Origin of the sequence: Sodalis sp. RH16 (genome assembly GCF_047324245.1) — a bacterium.
Taxonomy (GTDB): domain Bacteria; phylum Pseudomonadota; class Gammaproteobacteria; order Enterobacterales; family Enterobacteriaceae; genus Acerihabitans; species Acerihabitans ligni.
On the sequence record NZ_CP178737.1, the window covers coordinates 730,927 to 750,206 of the forward strand.

General features: G+C 50.8%; 20 protein-coding genes and 2 pseudogenes. 1 reads left to right on the forward strand and 21 read right to left on the reverse strand.

Annotated elements, in window-relative coordinates; genetic code table 11:
• Positions 1–8: 8 nt before the first annotated feature.
• The 18 genes and pseudogenes from pilM to ACL2XJ_RS03505 all read right to left on the reverse strand — a co-directional run bounded on the left by pilM (position 9) and on the right by ACL2XJ_RS03505 (position 15,975).
• On the reverse strand, positions 9–446 hold the full coding sequence (gene pilM / locus ACL2XJ_RS03420) for a type IV pilus biogenesis protein PilM (protein ID WP_187514537.1): 438 nt from the start codon (positions 444–446) through the stop codon (positions 9–11).
• Positions 446–1,696 carry a TcpQ domain-containing protein gene (locus ACL2XJ_RS03425; RefSeq protein WP_187514538.1) on the reverse strand — a complete coding sequence of 417 codons (1,251 nt, stop codon included), beginning with the start codon at positions 1,694–1,696 and terminating at the stop codon, positions 446–448. The genes pilM and ACL2XJ_RS03425 overlap by 1 nt, the downstream gene beginning before the upstream one ends.
• Before the next feature lie 235 nt (positions 1,697–1,931).
• Complete coding sequence (locus ACL2XJ_RS03430; protein WP_047609022.1) at positions 1,932–2,363, reverse strand: DUF29 domain-containing protein; 432 nt, start codon at positions 2,361–2,363, stop codon at positions 1,932–1,934.
• A 99-nt stretch (positions 2,364–2,462) separates the two neighbouring features.
• Positions 2,463–3,098, reverse strand: a complete 636-nt coding sequence (locus ACL2XJ_RS03435) for a hypothetical protein (protein ID WP_187514539.1) — start codon at positions 3,096–3,098, stop codon at positions 2,463–2,465.
• Between the two features lie 87 nt (positions 3,099–3,185).
• Positions 3,186–3,734 (reverse strand): single-stranded DNA-binding protein, encoded by a 549-nt coding sequence (locus ACL2XJ_RS03440; protein ID WP_187514540.1) that lies wholly within the window; start codon positions 3,732–3,734, stop codon positions 3,186–3,188.
• Between the two features lie 75 nt (positions 3,735–3,809).
• Positions 3,810–4,310 (reverse strand): STY4534 family ICE replication protein, encoded by a 501-nt coding sequence (locus ACL2XJ_RS03445; protein ID WP_047609019.1) that lies wholly within the window; start codon positions 4,308–4,310, stop codon positions 3,810–3,812.
• Between the two features lie 625 nt (positions 4,311–4,935).
• Positions 4,936–6,948 carry a DNA topoisomerase III gene (locus ACL2XJ_RS03450; protein ID WP_187514541.1) on the reverse strand — a complete coding sequence of 671 codons (2,013 nt, stop codon included), beginning with the start codon at positions 6,946–6,948 and terminating at the stop codon, positions 4,936–4,938.
• Between the two features lie 10 nt (positions 6,949–6,958).
• Positions 6,959–7,699, reverse strand: a complete 741-nt coding sequence (locus ACL2XJ_RS03455; RefSeq protein WP_047609017.1) for a PFL_4669 family integrating conjugative element protein — start codon at positions 7,697–7,699, stop codon at positions 6,959–6,961.
• 266 nt (positions 7,700–7,965) lie between these two features.
• Entirely contained in the window at positions 7,966–9,225 is a 1,260-nt protein-coding gene (locus ACL2XJ_RS03460) for an STY4528 family pathogenicity island replication protein (protein WP_413725610.1), read from the reverse strand.
• A gap of 101 nt (positions 9,226–9,326) precedes the next feature.
• Positions 9,327–9,560, reverse strand: coding sequence for a hypothetical protein (locus tag ACL2XJ_RS03465; RefSeq protein WP_187514543.1), 234 nt, complete (start codon positions 9,558–9,560; stop codon positions 9,327–9,329).
• Positions 9,557–10,138, reverse strand: a complete 582-nt coding sequence (locus ACL2XJ_RS03470) for a DUF2857 domain-containing protein (protein WP_060435768.1) — start codon at positions 10,136–10,138, stop codon at positions 9,557–9,559. Before ACL2XJ_RS03470 ends, ACL2XJ_RS03465 begins: the two co-directional genes overlap by 4 nt.
• Before the next feature lie 84 nt (positions 10,139–10,222).
• The gene (locus ACL2XJ_RS03475) at positions 10,223–10,981 is read right to left on the reverse strand and encodes a DUF2786 domain-containing protein (protein WP_187514544.1); all 759 of its coding nucleotides are present in this window, start codon (positions 10,979–10,981) and stop codon (positions 10,223–10,225) included.
• A complete protein-coding gene (locus tag ACL2XJ_RS03480) occupies positions 10,965–11,216 on the reverse strand; it encodes a TraR/DksA C4-type zinc finger protein (RefSeq protein ID WP_072270529.1) in 252 nt (83 codons plus the stop codon). The genes ACL2XJ_RS03475 and ACL2XJ_RS03480 overlap by 17 nt, the downstream gene beginning before the upstream one ends.
• A complete protein-coding gene (locus ACL2XJ_RS03485; protein ID WP_187514545.1) occupies positions 11,206–12,942 on the reverse strand; it encodes a ParB family protein in 1,737 nt (578 codons plus the stop codon). Before ACL2XJ_RS03485 ends, ACL2XJ_RS03480 begins: the two co-directional genes overlap by 11 nt.
• 2 nt (positions 12,943–12,944) lie before the next feature.
• Positions 12,945–14,309, reverse strand: a complete 1,365-nt coding sequence (dnaB-PI, locus tag ACL2XJ_RS03490) for an SPI-7-type island replicative DNA helicase (RefSeq protein WP_413725611.1) — start codon at positions 14,307–14,309, stop codon at positions 12,945–12,947.
• Positions 14,282–15,183 (reverse strand): annotated as a pseudogene (locus ACL2XJ_RS03495) (ParA family protein). Before ACL2XJ_RS03495 ends, dnaB-PI begins: the two are co-directional and overlap by 28 nt.
• A gap of 174 nt (positions 15,184–15,357) precedes the next feature.
• On the reverse strand, positions 15,358–15,831 hold the full coding sequence (locus ACL2XJ_RS03500; RefSeq protein ID WP_413725612.1) for a hypothetical protein: 474 nt from the start codon (positions 15,829–15,831) through the stop codon (positions 15,358–15,360).
• Positions 15,832–15,861: 30 nt separating this feature from the next.
• Positions 15,862–15,975 (reverse strand): ash family protein, encoded by a 114-nt coding sequence (locus tag ACL2XJ_RS03505; protein WP_165934298.1) that lies wholly within the window; start codon positions 15,973–15,975, stop codon positions 15,862–15,864.
• A gap of 374 nt (positions 15,976–16,349) precedes the next feature.
• Here ACL2XJ_RS03505 and ACL2XJ_RS03510 point away from each other — a divergent pair.
• Positions 16,350–17,456, forward strand: a pseudogene (locus tag ACL2XJ_RS03510) (IS3 family transposase).
• Between the two features lie 25 nt (positions 17,457–17,481).
• On the opposite strand, the gene ACL2XJ_RS03515 reads toward ACL2XJ_RS03510, so the two are convergent.
• Genes ACL2XJ_RS03515 through ACL2XJ_RS03525 form a run of 3 tightly spaced genes read right to left on the reverse strand, consistent with a single transcriptional unit; the run spans position 17,482 to position 19,138 of the window.
• The gene (locus ACL2XJ_RS03515; protein ID WP_413725613.1) at positions 17,482–17,757 is read right to left on the reverse strand and encodes a hypothetical protein; all 276 of its coding nucleotides are present in this window, start codon (positions 17,755–17,757) and stop codon (positions 17,482–17,484) included.
• 8 nt (positions 17,758–17,765) lie between these two features.
• The gene (locus ACL2XJ_RS03520) at positions 17,766–18,758 is read right to left on the reverse strand and encodes a caspase family protein (protein ID WP_413725614.1); all 993 of its coding nucleotides are present in this window, start codon (positions 18,756–18,758) and stop codon (positions 17,766–17,768) included.
• Between the two features lie 8 nt (positions 18,759–18,766).
• A complete protein-coding gene (locus ACL2XJ_RS03525) occupies positions 18,767–19,138 on the reverse strand; it encodes a TIR domain-containing protein (protein WP_413725615.1) in 372 nt (123 codons plus the stop codon).
• Positions 19,139–19,280 lie beyond the last annotated feature (142 nt).

Consider the following 19,280-nt stretch of genomic DNA (forward strand, 5'->3'; position numbering starts at 1 on the left):
CGATTCCTTCAGTTGAGATAAACAACGTTGCCTTCCGCCACGCCGGCGGGAAGGGACAAATTCATATCGGTACCATCAGACATTTTCAGACGTCCGCCCGATACTGTGCATACCAGGGCTGAACCGACTGACTGGCTGTTCAGGGAGTCGACCAGGCCCGGGCTATCCCCAGACCAGACCCAAAGTCTCCCTCCCTGAATTGCTGCCTGAATGTGACTGTCAGGGACCGGAACAATGCCAAACTGACCAACGGCAAGCGCCCCCTCGGCTAACTGGCGGGTGTATCGCCAGTCATTCACCGCGCTGGCCAACCGAAGCATGTCCGAGGCGAGACGGCTGGCATTCACCTGGATCCCCTGACGCTCAAAGCGGGAGGCCTCCCGGATCTGAACGTTGCCGACTATCAGCAAAAAAATCAGGGCCAGTGCGGCGATGGCGTATCCCATTAGTTACGACCGGGCTGGTCACTGACCGATACCAAGCACTGCAGTCGGCTGGCGGCGGCATAAAGCGGTTTGTCAGCCTGGCGATACAGGTCAAAAACCTGAACCAGCACCGACTCAAAGTTGCCGTGAAACGTCAGAGGCGCATCGATGCGGTAATCGAGTGATACCGGCCAGATAACGACCCAACTCCCGCCGTTGTCGCACTTCGCCGAACTTGCCCAACGGGTTAGCGTCTCTTTTAACGTGGACCCCACCTCGGCACGCCACAGCTGCCCGGACTGGGCTGCGGTTACCGGCGTGCCTGGGACAAACAGCGGGCCTGAGGCAGAGGTCGAGGGATTTTGTAAAGGAGGTGCTTTAGGCACCGGGGAAGTCTGGGAAGTTAATAAAGACGTCGTGCCCGCTGCCGCGACAGAAGGTGATGACGTTTTTGCTGGGGGTTGCACCGTCAGCCTTGGTTGCCTGGTTGGTGACACAGCAGGCGAATATTTCGAGCCAACGGGGGTTGATTTACTTCCCAGTGTTCCGCTCTTCACGGTTGTCAGCACCGGAGAGGGTACCGGGACACTTTCCGGTTTCAGCACGGGTTTTGGCTGTCCCGCAGCGGTCACGGGAAGCAGAGATGTAGCCGGATTATTGTCTGAGACTCCAACTGACGCAGCGGTGAAGGGATTACCCGACAGTCGCGGGGAAGCCGTCACTGTAGTCAGTGCACGGGAGGATACGGGCGTCGATGCGCGTGGAGCGAAATCACGATAAGCATCACGAAGCGTAAAACACACCTCGCGGTTGACATCATCAACGCGTAAACGCCATGCGGGGCCGGCCAGGACCTGCAACGCCTCGCTCAGACGAACAGGACCTATCGAGCGCTGCACGGCCGGTAACGGGCTGCTGAGCAACTCGGTAAATACGGAAGAGGATGCCGGGCAAAGAGAGTAACCAGACTCCAGCAGCAGGTAGCGGAAACCATCCCCGACGGAGCGCACTAACTGCGCCGGCATTGTAATATCGACCATCTGGTTTAACGGATCACGCTGCGCATCCGCTGGCCGGGTGCTGACCAGGGTGTACTTGTCATAGCGCACCACCTCGGGCGACTGGCCCTGGTAGATATCGCTGACACGGGGATTGGCGGAAATACGCGGCAACACGTCAGTGGACGTGCCGTTATTGGTGCATCCGGCGGTCAGCAGTGACAGCGTAAGCCATGCCAGTTTGCGCCCGGGATGCTGGGTCAGTTGTGCCATCGATGTTCACCGTAAGAGTATTCCTAATGAGAGACGGATATTCTGACGACGGCATAAAGTGGGACAACGTTAAACTCTTTCTGAAAACTGAAGAAAAACCCTGTAACCGGGTTAGCAGAAGTGATAGCTAGGACGTGAGCATTAGCGGGGAGTGCATGAGGAGACAGTTTTTTACAGCAGAAGGATAAAAAAAACGCCGGACAAGCCGGCGTTTCGTGCAGAAAAACTGATGGGATTAATCAGGATAAAATTCACTGTCCATGATCTGTTCAAACGACCACGGACATGATTTTGGGAACGTGTTTTCATCCATCCCTGTTTCTCTTGCTGCAGACAAAATGGCATCGCCGTAAGCGTCTGTCGTCATCTCATCCAGCTCACGCTTTAAGCTTGGACTTTTTGAAAGACGACGCGCAACTTTACGACGTTGCTCTGCAATGGTCAGTTGCCAGCTGCGCCCTCGATGGGAAGGCTGGAAAGCCCACTTAAGAAGATGAAGGAACAAAACCTCAAGGCGTGACTCCAGCTCGCTTCGTTGGCTATTGCCCATGCTCTCGATTTCCTCCAGAAGGTTCTGTGTATCTAACTGACCCAGGCTGCCGGAACGCAGCAAATCTGCCTGCTCCTTAGTCCAGCCATAAAAATCAGTATTATAACGGTTAGTCATAGTGTCCTCCGCCAACAGCGCACTTTACCTTCGATAAGGTGAGTCTGTCAGAGAATCGAACGCCAGTCAAAACTGGCGAAGAGTAATGTACACAAGGCTTCATACAGCGTAAGCGGCTAAAACCTCCGGGTCCTGAACATCAAAAAGTTCAGGTTCCATAAGGGCTAACACTTCCGGATGCTGACGCCAAAAAGGGGCTACATCGGCAAGAAGAAGCTGTCTGGCCTCACGCCTGAGCGTTTTAGCTGTGGAAAAATTATCCCACCCGCTTTCAAAAGCAGCCTCGGCAAGCAAGGCATCACATTGTTGATGAAGTTTTGCTGCCGCAGCGTTGTCTTTTACCGGGATGATCCAGAAAATTTTACCGTTACGGATACACCCTCCGAGGACTTTTCGACCCAGTCTGTCACTGATGCAAACAGACTGAGCAAAGAAGCTTACCGGACCACAATCATGACCTAACTCAGCGTCATAGTAGTCTTTCTCATCGTCCCGGAAAGCCCAGGCTTTCCGCTGACTGATGTCAGTAATTTGAGTGATAACCTCACTCAGCGTCGCACCGGTGCAAACACTGTATGTCTCTTCACGGGTGTAAGTCCCGCAGTTAAGATCATCTTCCGGATACGTTGTAGTACCTGCAACAACGACCGAAAACTGACGAGCATAGACATCGGCACGAAGCGAAACGCCGGGTTCGTAAGGCGTGTGGATAAACTGAGGGTTAAGGTGAGTCATAAATATTCTCCGATAAAAAAGGAGAATCTCCCTGGGGGAGTTCTCCCCACAGGGTGGATGCTTACAAGCAATGAGTAAAAATACTGCTCAGGAAATACCGTAAAGCGCGCCGCGACATACTCCATATCCATAACCAAGGAACGGGATGTCGTCTTCAAAATCCATCGGCGGTTCATTGCCCATAGACTGCGGCGCTGACTGTGACTGAGGTGTCCCGCTCTGCGCAGGCGCTGCAGCAGAATGCTGTTTATTTGCAGGCTGACCACTTCCACTGGTGTTGGTGCGATTGTTGCTGCCCAGCATCTGCATTGTGCCCTGCTGTTTGACCACGATTTCAGTTGTCCAGCGTTCGACCCCTGCATTGTCAGTCCACTTACGGGTTTGCAACTGGCCTTCGATGTAAACCTGAGAACCTTTATGCAGGTATTCTCCGGCGATTTCAGCAAGCTTGCCAAACAGCACCACGCGGTGCCATTCAGTACGCTCTTTCTCTTCGCCTGTTTGTTTATCACGCCAGGATTCAGACGTGGCCAATGAAATGTTCGTCACTGCCATACCGTTTGGAAGATAACGAACTTCAGGTTCCTGCCCTAAAAAACCGATCAGGATAACTTTGTTTACGCCGCGACTGGACATATTGAATTCCTCTTAAAAAAGGTGAGAGGAACACACCCGCTGGTGTGTTCCAGCTGGGTGTGTATCCGTGTCAGGTCAGAATGAATTGTCAGCGTAGCTTTTCAGCTGCTCTGCATTCTGTCCCGGCGGAGTAGAGGTCGGTTTTTCGGACTTGAACACGATCTCGCCACCAATCTTTATCCACTCGACCGCAATAAGCCGGGCTTTTAAGCTTGGGCGACTTTCACCGGCGTGATCTCCTTTAGACAAGGTAAATACGTCAGCAGTAAGACCGCTCAGGACAAAACCAATCAGCACCTGTTTCTCTTCATCCACTGACTTTTGGCAGCGATTGATGAGCGAAACACTTTCCTTGCCTGCAACAGTCACGTCAAAACGGGTGTATGACGCATTGTCTGTAGGGCCGGTCAGGGCATTAATAACGGCACAGGTGAATTCACCGGTGGTGCCAGCCACTTTGCGGATGTTTTTAAGGTATCCGATGCCGGTAACATTGAGATTGAAATATTCAGCCTTAGGCTGAGAGGAAGAATGTGAAGCGTTGTTTGAAGCAGGGGTATTTGCAGTAGCAGTCATGATGTTCTCTCCGGAGTGAAAATAAACAGGTAGCGGAGAAACAATCATCCCGTGCGGGAGAGTGTTTCCCGCAGGGAAGTCAGTAACGAGGTCACTGACTGGCTGAATTTGTGAAGGTGGCCTTAACCCGAAGGTCTCTGTTTACAAAGGTTAACAGATTTAACGTAACCGCCCGAAAGCGCCATCTCTCAGGTTGTGATGGCATTGGCATGTGATTACCCGAAGGCGTTCCTCTCAAATCACCGGAACATTGGCAGTTGTCAGAGACAACGATTGGCCTGTTCAGTTTTAAACCGCGGCGGGGAGAAGTCAATATAGCGGGTCTAAAAAATTGAAAATGGAGAGGCATAAATAAACAGCGGCACCCTAAGGTACCGCCATTGCGATCTGCACCATCGATCTGAGGTTAAGCTGTTTGCACAGCAGCTCCGGGGCATGTTCAGGACCCGGCACGGTTTTCACGGAGGTTATGTGCCTTACAGACTCTTCTCTCAGGTGTGGGAGCGGTCTGTCAGACTGTTCGGCCAGAACGCAATGCATGTAGCATTCTGGCAGACCGCAGTCACGGGGTGCGGCTTCAGAGCCACGAGAAACATAGCAAAATACATGCCCCACCCGCAATCGGTTAATTCTGCTTTGACTTACGTGACTTAGGCTTAGAAGGCTTTTTCTTCGCCTGGTCAGTGGCGTTGACGACGCCTTTGCAGGCCGGGTATTTCTCACAGCTGTAAAACGTCCCTTTCTCGCCGTGCCTCAGCCGGGTTTTACTGCCACAAAGGGGGCATTGCGGGGTCGGGGGCACGCGGATAGTGACATTTTGAACCTGCCCCTGAGCAACGAGTTGTCGAGTCCAGCCCGTCTGTCGCGCCATAAAGTCTTCCAGTCGCATCCGACCTGCAGCAACCTCATCGAGCGCCTGCTCCCATAGTGCTGTCATACCCGGCTCTTTCAAAGGGGCAGGCAAGGCATCTATCAGATCCATCGCCACTTCGGTGGCCCGCAGATAGCGGCCCTTAATGACGATATATCCCCGCTTCAGGAGCGTGTCGATGATACCGGCGCGGGTCGCTTCTGTTCCCAGACCCGCATTCTCTTTCAGGACCTTTTTTAACTGCAAATCTGTCACGTAAGACGCCGCGTTCATCATCGCGGCTATCAGCGTATCGAACGTGAAATGCAGCGGTGCTTTCGTTTTAAGACTCTTGACCTCAGCAGCCGTCACTGTGCACACATCACCTTTGTTCAGCGCGGGGAGCGCGTTGTCCTGCTCGTCCCCGGTGTTCTCTTTCCCGTCAGTGACTGAGTTAAACAATATTTTCCAACCGGGCACTACGACCACCCGGCCAGTTGTGCGAAAAAGCTGTCCCCCGATGCTGAGGTCCAGGCGTGTCACATCGCTCTCGTGCAAAGGAAGGAACTGGGCGAGGTAGTGGCGACGAATGAGTTCATACACCCGCTTCTCTGCGTCATTCATTTTTCCCAGGTCGCAGGCATGCTTAGTCGGAATGATCCCGTGGTGAGCCGTGAGCTTTTTATCATTCCAGATACGTGAAGCAAAACGGGGATCCAGGGTTGCAATCACAGGTGTGAGGGAAGGGTCAGTTTTGGTCAGGGCGGCAAGTACCTGAGGGATTTCTTCACGCATCGACTCCGGCAAAAAACCACAGTCGGTACGGGGGTAGGTCGTGGCCTTATGGGTCTCATACAAACTTTGGGCGGTATCAAGCACCTGCTGAGGTGACATTTCCCAGAGTTTCCCACAGGCCTGCTGCAAAGCACCTAATGAAAAGGCCAGCGGAGCCGCTTGTGTCTCACGCTTTTTCTCCTGCTCAAGAACCTGAGCCTGCCCCGTCTGACGGCACAGCTGGGCCACCTGCTGGGCAATGCCCTGATGGACACAGCGTTTTTCCTCGTCGGTGTACATTTTCGCAGCTACCCACTGGGCAGCAAACGTCACATCACCCGCATGCAAAACCGCACTGACCTGCCAGTAGGGTTTCGGGACAAAAGCGGCAATCTCTCTGTCCCGGGTTACCAGAAGTGCCAGCGTCGGTGTCTGTACCCGACCTACCGACAGCACCCCATCAAACCCTTTTTCACGGGCCTTTAATGTATAAAGGCGGGTAAGATTCATACCCGTCAACCAGTCAGCACGGGCGCGCCCCAGTCCCGCATAGTATAAAGCCTGAGTCTCGTTACCGGGTTTGATGTGATTGAGCCCATCACGAATACTCTGTTCATCCAGCGCTGATAGCCATAGCCGATTTACCGGTCCCCGCCACTGGCAAAAGTCCAGCAACTCCCGGGCAATGACTTCGCCTTCCCGGTCTGCGTCGGTGGCTATCACCACTTCATCAACCTGCTTCAATAATTTTGCGATCGTCTTAAACTGATCTTCCGTGTCCTTCTTCACTGTCATTTGCCACTGTGCTGGCAATACCGGGAGGGCTGAAATGTTCCAGGGTTTCCCGAACTGAGGACCATACGCCTCCGGAGAGGCGTTTTCTAGTAAATGGCCAACTGCCCAGGTGACCGTCACCCCAGGCCCCTGAAGGAAGCCGGTGCCTCTTTTCGTGGCACCGACTATGGCAGCGATGTCCCTCCCCTGAGAGGGTTTTTCACAAAGGAATAGGCGCATTCTCCCTCCTTTATTTAGCATTATCGCTATTATTAGCCCGGTAGCGGATCCGCAGGAGGTTAACACTGGCCTCATTAACGGGCGGGGAGAAAGCAGACCGATGGTTACCCAGCAGCACGTCAACATCAGGTTCACCAAGCTCCAAAACGGCCTGCTTCCAAACAGGGTTATTTTCGACTGCGTCCTGCCTGGAAACATTTACTGAGCGATAACTCATCGCAGTACCATAAATCTCACGAAGGAGGCGACTTCCTTCACTTAACATGTCGTAACGTTGTTGACGTGAAATCATTCCATAGTGCGAAGCCTGAAGGACCTGCTTGGCAAACTGATCAAAACCAAGAAGCAGAAAAACACAGCGGTAACCAAGGGGGGTATTACTGAACACCCGGATATCAAGGGGTTCAGAAACGGAAGCCTCACTTAACGTTGCCCCTTTCGGTAACCATTGCATGTCTTTTTCAAGACCTTCGATCAGCGATTGCATCTTTTTATTCGCGGCATTGAGCTTCACCTCCATCGTCCACATTGTGGCATCTGCCCAAGGATTATTCTTAAGAGAGTCCTGATTGATTTTGGATGCCAGACTGAGAAAACGCGGCATTCCCATGATGGCAGGCTTGCCTTTACTCCCCTCTACTCCTTTCTCTGCTCGCCTGCCCTGCCATAACCCAATCGCATAGTGGCTGTGGAGTTCAATTTTCAACTCTGAGTGCAATGCACCCGTTCTTTTCTCGGTATTATCCGCCATCGTTGTCACCGTCTTATCAGTTAAGAAGGAGCTGATAGTCCTGAAAATACAGAGGTCCCAACAACGTAAAAGTCTTCATTCATTTTCTGAATATAAGGCCACACTATCCCAAAGCCGGTTGCGAAATAGGTTAATGTGCATTTTTTGACCTTGTTGCGCCCCGCAACAAGGTTATTTTTTAGGCAACCAGCGATAATTAATAATCACTTTATGGAACCACTAAAATATCTGGCTATTTTTTAATCTTGTTGCGGGCCGCAACAAGATTACTTTTTAACCACCTCTGTGCCCCGCAACATCGCATTCCGAATGTCAGCGATAACGCTTGAAACACTTTCGGCAGAGGCCCGTTGTGCAGGCCGTTGAAATACTGGCATCGGTGATAAGGCGGCGTTTGCCTGTCCGACAGTCTGGGACGAAGTGACAGCGTCGGGCATCACAAGGTGTCCATCACGGGCCCGTTTGAGCATGGCCAGCATCCAGCCCATAGGGTTGGTTAACTGGCCCTTACGCAGCTGTTTTTTCAGCATACCCATAAGCGCAGAAGACTCCGGCTCAGGCAAGGCAGCCAGCTGAGCAGACAGCGCTGCCGCATCCTCAGTTGATATCTTGCTGGTCAGCGACTCAGGCAGTTCCGGTACCGACAAGCCCTTACCACCGTTCTCATCCGGTACGTACGTTTTTTTATTCACACCTTGTGTGAAAATACGTACGTTACAGTTCGATTTCCGAACTCCGGCGTAACTTGCTGATTTTAGACTGAGTTCGGTATCAGAACCCGGTTCAACACTTCCCTCTTTTTTACTGAGTTCGGTATCCGAACCCGGTATCTCATAATGCTTTTCTGCGTTTTTTATACTTAGTTCGGGAACCGAACCCGGCTGATAAGCACGGCGTAGGCTAGCCATCTCCCGCGGCGCTGATGGCGAACCGAGCCGACTTTCAATCATGGCCAAACGCGAATGACGGTGACGCATGGTGGGGTCATTCTTAATGTCGGCAAGCACGGCCATGGCTGTCAAGCGGACTGCCTTATTACGGTGCTGGCAACTCGATGCAACAAGGTCAAGCCAACCGGGATCAAAGGTTTCCGCATCACGGCAACTGAGCGGTTCATCGTGCTGGGCATAAATGTTTCCCCTTACGCGACCGCGCGCATCACGGACGCGCTTACACAGGCTCAGCCAGCCGGTTATCCTCAGCATGAGAAGCACTCTGCTGATGGTTTCGCGGGACGCCTTTTCCGCATGAGGCGAAGCGAGCTGGAGTTGCAATTCATCGTAGGTAGGAAACACCGCGCCCTCATTTTGCTGCGCATAGAGGCGGATCATTACCCACGCCGTTTTATCCAGCGGCGAAAGACGCGTATCCATAAACAGCTGACGTGGAAAAGCATCATGCACGTTTCCCAGGAAAAGCAGGCCGCTGCGTTCGCTGGTGACGTCATTTTCCGGCGTTCTGCTGGCAAGGCTGTTCTGCATTCGTGACAGCGTAAACTCTACGATACTGTCTGGCGGTAATCCCATCTCGCGTCCTCTTGATACATGACAGTGACAGCACTGCGGGGCCATAAAGGCCCCGTTTCTGGATGTGTGCGTCATCGTAAAACTGTGCTTAACCTTCTGCGTTATTTCTTGATTTCACGGTTATAGGTCTCGTGATTCATCAGGAACCAGCGGTGCCCGCCGTCTTTGCTAAGCATCCGCCAGAATGGACCGATATCAATTTTGAGATAGCCTTTTACATCCAGACGCTTGCATACCTTTTGGCCGCTCTCAAGAGAGTTCACCATCCCTATGGCTTTACGACGCACCGCAGGGGTGATGTGCTGACGCGGGTTGAAATCGAGAAGCTCAGTCATACCGCCTCCCGTTTATTGCCCTTACGTTCACGTTCACGACACCATGTGGTTACGCGCGTCCAGACGGCAGTCAGTGAGACATTATGGAGTTCGGCGGCGAGCATCATTACATCCAGTGCGTCATGAGAGTCTGGCGAGTTAAGACCCGATGCGTCCCACTGCGTCCAGATGCCGGCATCCGCCTCTTCATCCGGTGCCTGCGTCCGCCCACGGGCGGTATCAATCCCTTTGAGACGACGCCGGGCGCTGACCTCTGCCGCACTGAGGCCAAAGTAAGTCTGCATCAGCTCGATGGAACCGCCGAGCGCTAACGCCCGGTCAATGCGCTGCATGCGCTTCTGCTCAGTTCTGGACTGCTGAACGATGATCCAGAAATTGTCATGATTGATGCTAAGATTCAGTACCGACACGCTGCTTTGCATCAGGTAATGCAGGTCGTCGACGGTCAATTGACTCAACTGACGCACTTCTTCGATTGTCATCCCTAACGACTCGCACCGGCGAATATTCCCTGATTTCAGCTCCATAAGGAGGTGTGTCAATATGGCATTCGTTGCCTGAGATAAGTTTTGGCTCACAGTAACCCCCCGTTCATCCCCAAATCCGCAAGTAACCAAGCATCCGTCATCCAGCAGGCAGTACATGCTATGAAAATCAGCGCATTACTCATCATCTTTTCCTCCGATCACGGACAAGGCTTTCAAATGCGACGCCTGACCATTAAGCCCCCGACTCAGCTGGGCTTGCCGCCCGGCCATCCACCCTGATTCGCGGGCTTTTGAGTCACCGCGGCAACTGCGTGCCTCCCTTACATTAAGCTCAGACAGCGCCTGATTTCCGCATCGCTGTGTCAACCAGTTCCGCAAAACTCCCGATTCTTTCTCTGAGGGTTCGAACGACTCAAGAACGTTCCAAACTCCCACTACCCAGCCCTCACGAAACTGGTCAGCCCGGTTTCGCTTTGTTTGTACCTTGAGGCGCTTAAGCCGGTAGGCTGAGTGCATGTGCAAATCGGTGGCCTCCCTGAGCTGGCGGGAGAGGACAGTGAACACGTACAACCCCACCTCAGGACGTTCATTCAGTCCATAAAAGTGCAGTGAGCGCCGGCGGCGGGCCTGGCCGGTTCGGGTGGCGGAGTGATGCCAGCTAAACCAGCAACGGCATCCCGTTGCCATGCATACCACGGCAGCCAGTGCATTCAGCCACCCCGGGATACTGATGGCATCGGAATAGATTTGATAACTGACCGCTTCCTGGACGTCGCCGAGTGCTAAATCCTCTGGCGAGAGGTTGTGTCGCTGCATAAGAACCTGTGCAAGACGCACGGCGCGCGCGGCCTCATAAGCGTTGTTATTGCGGGTTCCTAAAGCCATAAGCTTACGGATACGGCGCAAGAGCTTTTCATTATCTCCGGCTGTCATAGCGTTTCCCCGTACCAATGTGCTGATAATGTTCCCGGACTTCCTGACAGCCGATGCAAAAACGGACGCCACGAACCGCCTGACGGCGCGCTTCTGGGATGGCTGCTCCACAGTCCTCACAAAAGTGATGTGACGGTTTATCAGAACGGACTTCGTCAAGAATAAGACTCAGACTTGCCCTGAGCTGCTGCTCAGTGACTGCCTGTGCCATTTCATCATTGAGATCAAAGGTCATGGGAACCTCCCTTCGCTGCATCACGCTGTAACTCACGCAGGCGACGTAAAACGCGGATCAGGCGCATAACTTTAACGACGTGCTGATCGGTAAAAACGGGCTGGTCGCTGATAACCGGTGAGCCGAAAAAATTCAGGCAGAACATAAACATATTGAAGGGCTGCTTCGGAAGATCACCCGTCATGCCCGCCAAGAACAGGACGAACTCATTGCTGCTCTGTTCGGAAGCGTTGTAACCCGCTGATTGATTAGATTTATCTTCATAAATGCTCTCTTCACATCCCATAGCCTCTGCGAGTTCAAAGGCCAGACGGTAGGCCATGTCCTGCAGGTGCTCGATATCATCCTGTAGTACCGGGATGTGCCAGATATCAGTGACCGGCTCAAGCCCCGTCGCGGCAAAAGCAACAGATGACTCATGAACCACCGACTGAGCAGACTCATCAGATGACTCAGACAACGCGGAAAACAAACTAATATCATTAAATGCTGATTGCCCACTCGGCTCACCGCTGAGAACAGCGGGCCCACCATAAAGATCTGGCTGTGTCTCCGTTCGTTCCGCAGGGCGCAGCTGACTACCATCTGTAAGAGACTGCAAAGAAGCCGGTAATGTTGGAACCTCTACTTCAGCATTGTTATCCGGAGCAGGTTCAGGTCGGTTATGCGTTCCTGTCAGCGTGCCGGAGCGCAGCCCGGTTAAGTGCGTTTTATCATCAGGCTGCGGTGGTAACTGCCTCACTTCTTTTTCTTGTAATACTGAGAGGGACGTATCCTGAACTGGGCTCATTACGGGCGGTGCTGGCGGTTCACCAAACATCTCTCGACGCTGCTGCTCTTTCGGGTCAAGCTCAATCAGCCAGCGGTCATAGTTCAGAGATGGGTGAGGTAATGCTTTGAGAAGCTCGCCAATGAGCTCATCGCGAAACATCTCAAAGGAGTACAGTTCTGGGTTATTGAACAAACAGCAGGTATTGGCGAAAACCTCATGAAAATCACGTTTAGCCGATACGTCAGGAGCAAATATTTTCCACGTTTTCTCAGCTGTCGAACGCAGACTAAGTAAAGGGGTTACCTGAGACCGACTTAGCCCTGAATCAAGAAGAATCGGCATAGAAGGGTATAAATAGGTCAGGGTATCTTCCATCCGGCTAATCCCTGAGAAATGTATCGGATAGCCCTGCTGATTAAGCAAATCGGAAAGCTCACGCAATGTTACACTCTTGCCGAGCTGTTCCTCCCAGATTGTCCGGGCTTTATGGATACCAAAGGCCTTTTCGATGTAGGTAAGATCACCGCGAACTTCGTTTTCAGCAAGATGCCCAATCACGCACTGGAGACGTCCAGGCCATGGCTTAACAATGGTCTGGATTCGATAGAAACGATCGTCCCCTGTCTCCTGCCAAAGTTCGCAAAGGATCTGATAACGGGTGTTCCCACCATCGCTGAAGATATACACTTCTTCACCATCCGGATCGCACGTTACTTTGGGAATAGAGTCCAATCCACGCGAGCGAATAGAGGTTTTGATATCATCGAAACGGGGGTTGCGCGACGTGCGCGGATTATCAGGATTTGGACGCAACTGATCTAATGTAAGCACCATCGGCATTTCACTAAGAGGAAGAACTGCTGGTGAAACGTTATCGCCTGTAGTGAGCTGAGACGGTGATTTACCGCGCTGTAGCATGGCATCAGAAAGATTAATTTTTGTGAACTTGCTCATCTTTAAACTCCTCCTTGTAAGGCAGGAGCTCGAAGGGACTCAAAGCGGGTAAAGCGGCTGTCAAAACGGAGTGTGACCATCCCAATAGGTCCCTGCCTCTGCTTTCCAATGATCACTTCAGCCAGCCCTTTGTCTTCTGTGTCGGGGTTATAGACCTCATCGCGATAAATAAACATGATAACGTCAGCATCCTGCTCGAGCGCGCCGGAGTCACGGAGATCACCGTTGTTTGGTCGTTTGTCTGCACGGGATTCAAGAGAGCGGTTGAGCTGGGAGAGAGCCAAAACCGGGCACTTCATTTCTTTCGCCAGCGCCTTAAGAGAACGTGAGATTTCGGCAATTTCCTGCGTACGGTTCTCCTGATCAGGACACCGCATCAGTTGTAAGTAATCGATCATGATCAACGAAGGTTTACCGTACTTACGCGCGCTGCGACGAGCGCGAATTCGAAGCATCGACGGCGTCAAATAGCTGGTATCGTCAATGATGAGCCTATACCGCCAGTCATTGGCGATTAGGCCAGCAACATGACTTATGCGAGCCCAATCTTCATCCTCCAGTAGCCCGCTTTTGAGGCGTTGAAGCTCCACATTGCCCAATGAAGAAATCATACGCATAAGAAGCTGTTCAGTCGGCTGCTCGAGACTGTAAACCTGAACGACACTTTCCTTTTGTTGCTCAAGAGCGCCCGTCACCATACCCATTGCCAAAGCCGTTTTTCCCATCGATGGGCGTGCCGCCAGTAACACAAGATCACTGTCCTGAAGCCCGCATGTGCGGGTATCAAGATCGTCATAGCCTGTCGGTGTGCCGGTAATCCCGTTACCCGACTGATTACGCATTTCCAAATCGCTGATAAGTCGCTCTAACCCTTCGATTACGGAGGTACCTTTTTCAGGCTCTGCTTTTTCAGCGATATCAATGATCCGTTTTTCAGCCTGCTCGAGGATGCAAGAGATATCTGCACGGGGAGCAGCGACATCCCGACTCAGATCGTTACCCAAAGCAGCAAGCTGTCGCGCTCTGCTATAACGCGCAACAATTTCGCTGTACGCGACAATATTGGCCGCGCTTGGCGTGTTTTTACTGAGCGTTGCTGCGTAACCAAACCCTCCCACTGTCTCCAGCGTTTTTTGCTGATCAAGCGTGTCTGTCAGGGTGATAAGATCAATTGGTTTGCCAGCATCAATCAGGCGCTTCATTTCACGAAAATATGTCTGATGCGTCCTACTGAAAAAATCATCTGCGGTAAGGACAAGTGCAACGTCATCCCAACGATCGTTATCGAGCATTAAACCACCCAGCACGCCCTGCTCCGCTTCAACAGAAACAAGCCCTTTCAAGGCTTCCATGTTGGATTCAGCCATGTTTCGCCTCCATTTCTTTCAAGGCGATGCGGTCGAACTGCGGTTTCCATTCAGGGAAAAGTTCGCTTGCAAGGTTGAACATCGTGGCGAACGCAGAGTCGCTTACTCGGCCGGTTTTCTTTTCCAGGCGATGGGCTGGCTGACCAGCTGCGTGACCTTCAACATAAATTTCGAGGTCATAAATGAAGGTGCTGAGCAGCGAGACTTTGATTTGTTCGCTGTGCGCGCTATACCGGCCATCATTGATGATCTCTTCAAGTTGCTGGTAAGTATCACGAGCAAGGCGGGTGTACTTCATACAGTTAATGAGGATGCGTATTTCTGGGAGTTTCAGACCTAGGGCTGAAAAAGGCAGCAAGTTTTCCATCATATTGATGGTCCCGCGAATGAATTCCCTTACATCAGGAAGTACGGGTTTTACGACACCCACGGCCGTTCGCGTTGCTGCCAGAACAATCAGTTCCAACATGATTGAACGGGCACCCTGAGAATCGACGATGATGACATCGTATGACTGGAAAAGAGGGTGCTGAAGAACGTTACGTAAGCGTAAACGACCATCCGGAGCGTGAAGCATGGCAGTCGGAAGCTGAGCGTGAGGGTCGTTTGAAATAATGATATCTAACCCGCTGATAACGCTGTGGGATATGAGACTCGAAGGTTGGTTTAGATCTGCAGTCTGCATGAGCAATTCATACAAACCTTTGGGGGCTTCATAGGAAAGAGAGAAAATGCTACTCGCAGTTGGCTGAGCATAGTCTCCATCGATAAGAAGGACTTTTAAACCTGCATCGGCTAGAAAGCCGGCAAGATTAGCGGCTTGAGTGGATTTACCTTCCCCACCCTTGGTAGAAATCACTGGTATAACATGCATTTAGGCACCTGATAATTATCTCAGGATGCGAATTTACATATATACCACAATCACTTATGAAATCTAACAACTCGACACAGGGATTGAAAATCCCCGTGTCCTTGGTTCGATTCCGAGTCCGGGCACCATTGTGAGAAAACCCGCCCTAAAGGCGGGTTTTTTGCTTCAAGGCATTCAGTTTTCCTTAACCATATCTAATTCCTCTATAAATTTTACCCCATCAACGGTACATATCCAGCGCGGCGCCCGCAATTCATCAGCGAAATAACTCACTAAATCGAACAACAACCCGGTTAGTATGGGCTCCATCTCCGCCGATAACGTCCGTTCCGTCAACAACCGCGCCAGCGCATGGGTATACCCGCAGAGCAAATCGGCATCCGGCTCAAAGCGAGGCGAGTTCGTCGGCAGCTCATCCACGGTCAGGCTTTCAATCAAATGAGGCGGGATCTCGTCATCCAACGTAGGACGCAACTGCCCCAAACAATAAGCAAGACGCCTGCAGAGCGCCTGACGTGACGCGGGTTCGTCTCTATGCAACAAAGCGTCGGCCAGGTTTTCACAATGGCCTGCCAGAACGGTGAAATCGGTGGTTGAATCGACAGGGATGGAAAGTAACGCGTGGGTTTGAGTGGGGATAGTAGCCATAGACATAAGGCAGCCTCCAGTATGTATTTTCTAAACTACCACACCTGAAATGCCAATTTCGCGGGTGGTAGACTGAGCGGGTTTGGCATTACCGGCCATACTGGACACCGGCGCACCTTGCGGTGCCCCCGCCCAGCCCACCATAGAATGGTAAAGCGATGAATTATCGCTTTCAGAGCCGGACGCATGACATAAAAAAAGACGCAGACGCGCCCTATGTCCCAAGTATGGTTAGCCAGGATGCCAATCCCGACGCCTGAATTTGCAGGCGCAGCTAAAAGATACCGTTAACGGCAATGAACCGCAAGAAATTTCCGATGATAAGAGCTCGTTGAGAACTTAAGTTCAATATTGTTTATCAGTTAGTTAGCGAAGAAAAATACAAACTGATCCCCCCCGGTCAAGAATCACTTGTCATTTGCCGACATGAACCAAAAACCATGTGTAGTCCCCCCTGAATTTAGTCTTACCGCTTGATGGAGTTCTCTGGTTAAAATGCAACCAACGGGAGGCTCATCATGAAGAAAGCGCGTTTCACTGAAACTCAGATCTTGCGAGTCCTGAAAGAAGTTGAAAGTGGCCGGCATGTGAAGGATGTCTGTCGCGAAAACGGTGTTTCAGAAGCCAGCTACTATAACTGGAAATCCAAATACGGCGGGATGAAATCCTCTGATATCAAGCGGGTGAAAGAGCTTGAAGAAGAAAATCACCGACTTAAGCAGATGTATGCCTCCCTGAGCTTGGATCATGAAATCCTTAAGGATGTCGTAGCAAAAAACTTTAACGGCACCTGAGAAACGCGAGTTGGTGCGTTATGTCATGAAGGAACATCACGCCAGTGAGCGTCGCGGGTGTCGGATTATTGGAATCAGTCGAAGTCTTTTGCATTACCGCCATAACACCGCGCGGGACCTGCCGGTGATAGAGGCATTACAAAACCTGGCGCAACAGTATCCGGCCTATGGCTTTGGTCTGATGTTCAATAAGTTACGTCAGTTCGGACAGAGCTGGAATGCAAAACGGGTTTACCGAATATATCGATTGTTGAAGTTAAACCTCAGGCGTAAGTGAAAAAAACGATTGCCCAACCGTCATCCCCAGCCTTTGGTTATTCCGCATAACATGAACCACTTCTGGTCAGTAGATTTTATGAGTGATGCCTTGGTAGATGGGCGAAGGTTCCGCCTGTTCAATGTGGTCGATGATTTTAATCGGGAAGCACTGGAATCGAAGTTGATCTACATATACCGGCTCATCGTGTCGTCCGTATCCTGGACCGACTCAGCAGCGAGAGAGGTTATCCGGCTTATATTCGAAGTGACAACGGACCCGAACTTACCGCTGTTGCCTTGGCTGAATGGGCAGAGGATAACGGTGTCATGCTGGACTTTATTCAGCCTGGCAGGCCAATGCAAAACGGATTTATCGAGCGGTTCAACAAAACCCTGCGAACAGAAGTACTTGATATTTATCTGCTCCGGACGCTATCCGAAGTGCGGTTTTTAATAGAGAGCTGGCGTACAGAATATAACGAGGTGCGTCCACACAGCTCACTCGGCGATATGCCGCCAGTTATCTACGCAAGGCAAAAACTGGTCGGAGATCCTCATTGGCAGTGGTACTAAAAACCGGGGGGACTACAATTAAGTTTCAGATTTTTTTGATAAACTCCACTAATATCGGTAGTATTTTACTCACTTGCTCTCTATCACTATCTTGTTCTTGATCACTAAGAGCATTATAAGGTGTATCTATCTGCTTTTCCCAATGCTCAACCAGGTCTGAAGGGATCGTTAAAGATCCATCCTTATTACGATAACATTTACTATGTAAATGCTTTTGCCAATGTGCCCAGCGTTCATGCTCTATCGCCGCCAGTTTTTCAAGGAGCTCCTTTTTTAAAACGTCGGAAATTTTAGGTGTCATTTTTTGACCTATATTAGTTCATCTTTAACAAGGCGCCAGTAATGTTGTCCCAATACCGTAAGTTGACAAGATTTACTTTGCATAGCAGCGTGCCACATATGAGGAGCACCTACAGGCCGAACTAAATTTACTTTCACATAACGCTGGAGTATTGCAAAAATGGCAACCTTTAATGGGTCGGGTTTAGGGATTGAATCATCTCTGAGCTGTTCTTCAAAGCGCTCAGGCTCAAACGAAGGATCTAATCTAAAATCGTAATCTGCAGAGGGGAAATGATTTATCAACGCCTGTAAATCTTCTAACGCGATAGGCGGTTCGGCTTTTCTAAGCGAAACGAAGGTTTTCACATTAGTCTTAAAGACCGGGCGCTGAGCCCAGGGACCAAGGGACTGATCGATATGCGCATAAACACTACCAGGCGTAACATCTCCAACTAAATTTGCTGCTGCTCCCCCTAAAGCATCAACAAAAAGAGTTGTGAATACCCCTGCACCGCCACCTTGTACCTCCATAGCATATTGTTCGGCCGTCGAAGCGGTCAAAATGGTCATGCCATCCTTTATCTCAGCGTACTCAGCAATGTTCGCAGCGTTTCCAGCAACACCACTATGACAACTATCGAGAATAATTATTTTATTCTTTGCATTGGAGCGATTTGCAAGTGTCATAACTTCTGATAACGCCAATCCATCATCTCCCTCACTGCAATCACCTGCACTGAGAAAGCCCCCGATATCTTCGATATATCCGTGCCCAGCAAAATAAAACAAGGCTATATCTGCATCACCACTAAACAATTCACGGACAGCTTCTTTGAGCTTATGTTTGGTAATGATGTCGTGAGGCCCTGTACCAGTAATCAAACGAGGGGTCACGAAATTCACTTTCCCATCAGCATGCCTTTCAAGCACGTTTTTTACAGAGTGAGCATCGTTTACACAACCACTAAGGCCATTGATATACTGGTAATAGTCAATTCCTACAATCAGAGCCTTACGCATGCTTAACCTCACAAAGAATCTATGAAAGTGCTAATATTGATATCGCTCCACGTATAAGTAATAATGCCTGCTAATTCAGTCCTATCATCAGTGTAAGCGTAAATGCCACGAATAGGCTTCTTCTCCTCTTTAGCACAGGAAATCTCCCATTTTTGCCCGCTGGAAGTTAAAGAGTTTTTACTCACTAGGACTATAACTCCATTAGAGCGTTTTATTCGCGTACGGACACGTACCTTCCATTCTTCATCATATGGCTCCTTTACAGACATATCGATGAACTCATATGGAGCACGTGGGCTAAGGGATTGCCCTTTAAGAAAGTCTCTTTGTCGCTCATCCTCTATTGCGAAAGCGATGAAAATCACTTTTTTATCAGTCATTTGTTTCTCCAAAATTAATTTAATGACCTACAAAAATTATTGCGGCTACTGAAAGCTTACCGCTACGATTGTTACTCTTTATTACACAGACCGCCATACTGCTGACTACTGATTGTCAATTCCGTGATTAGCTTCTCAGTCG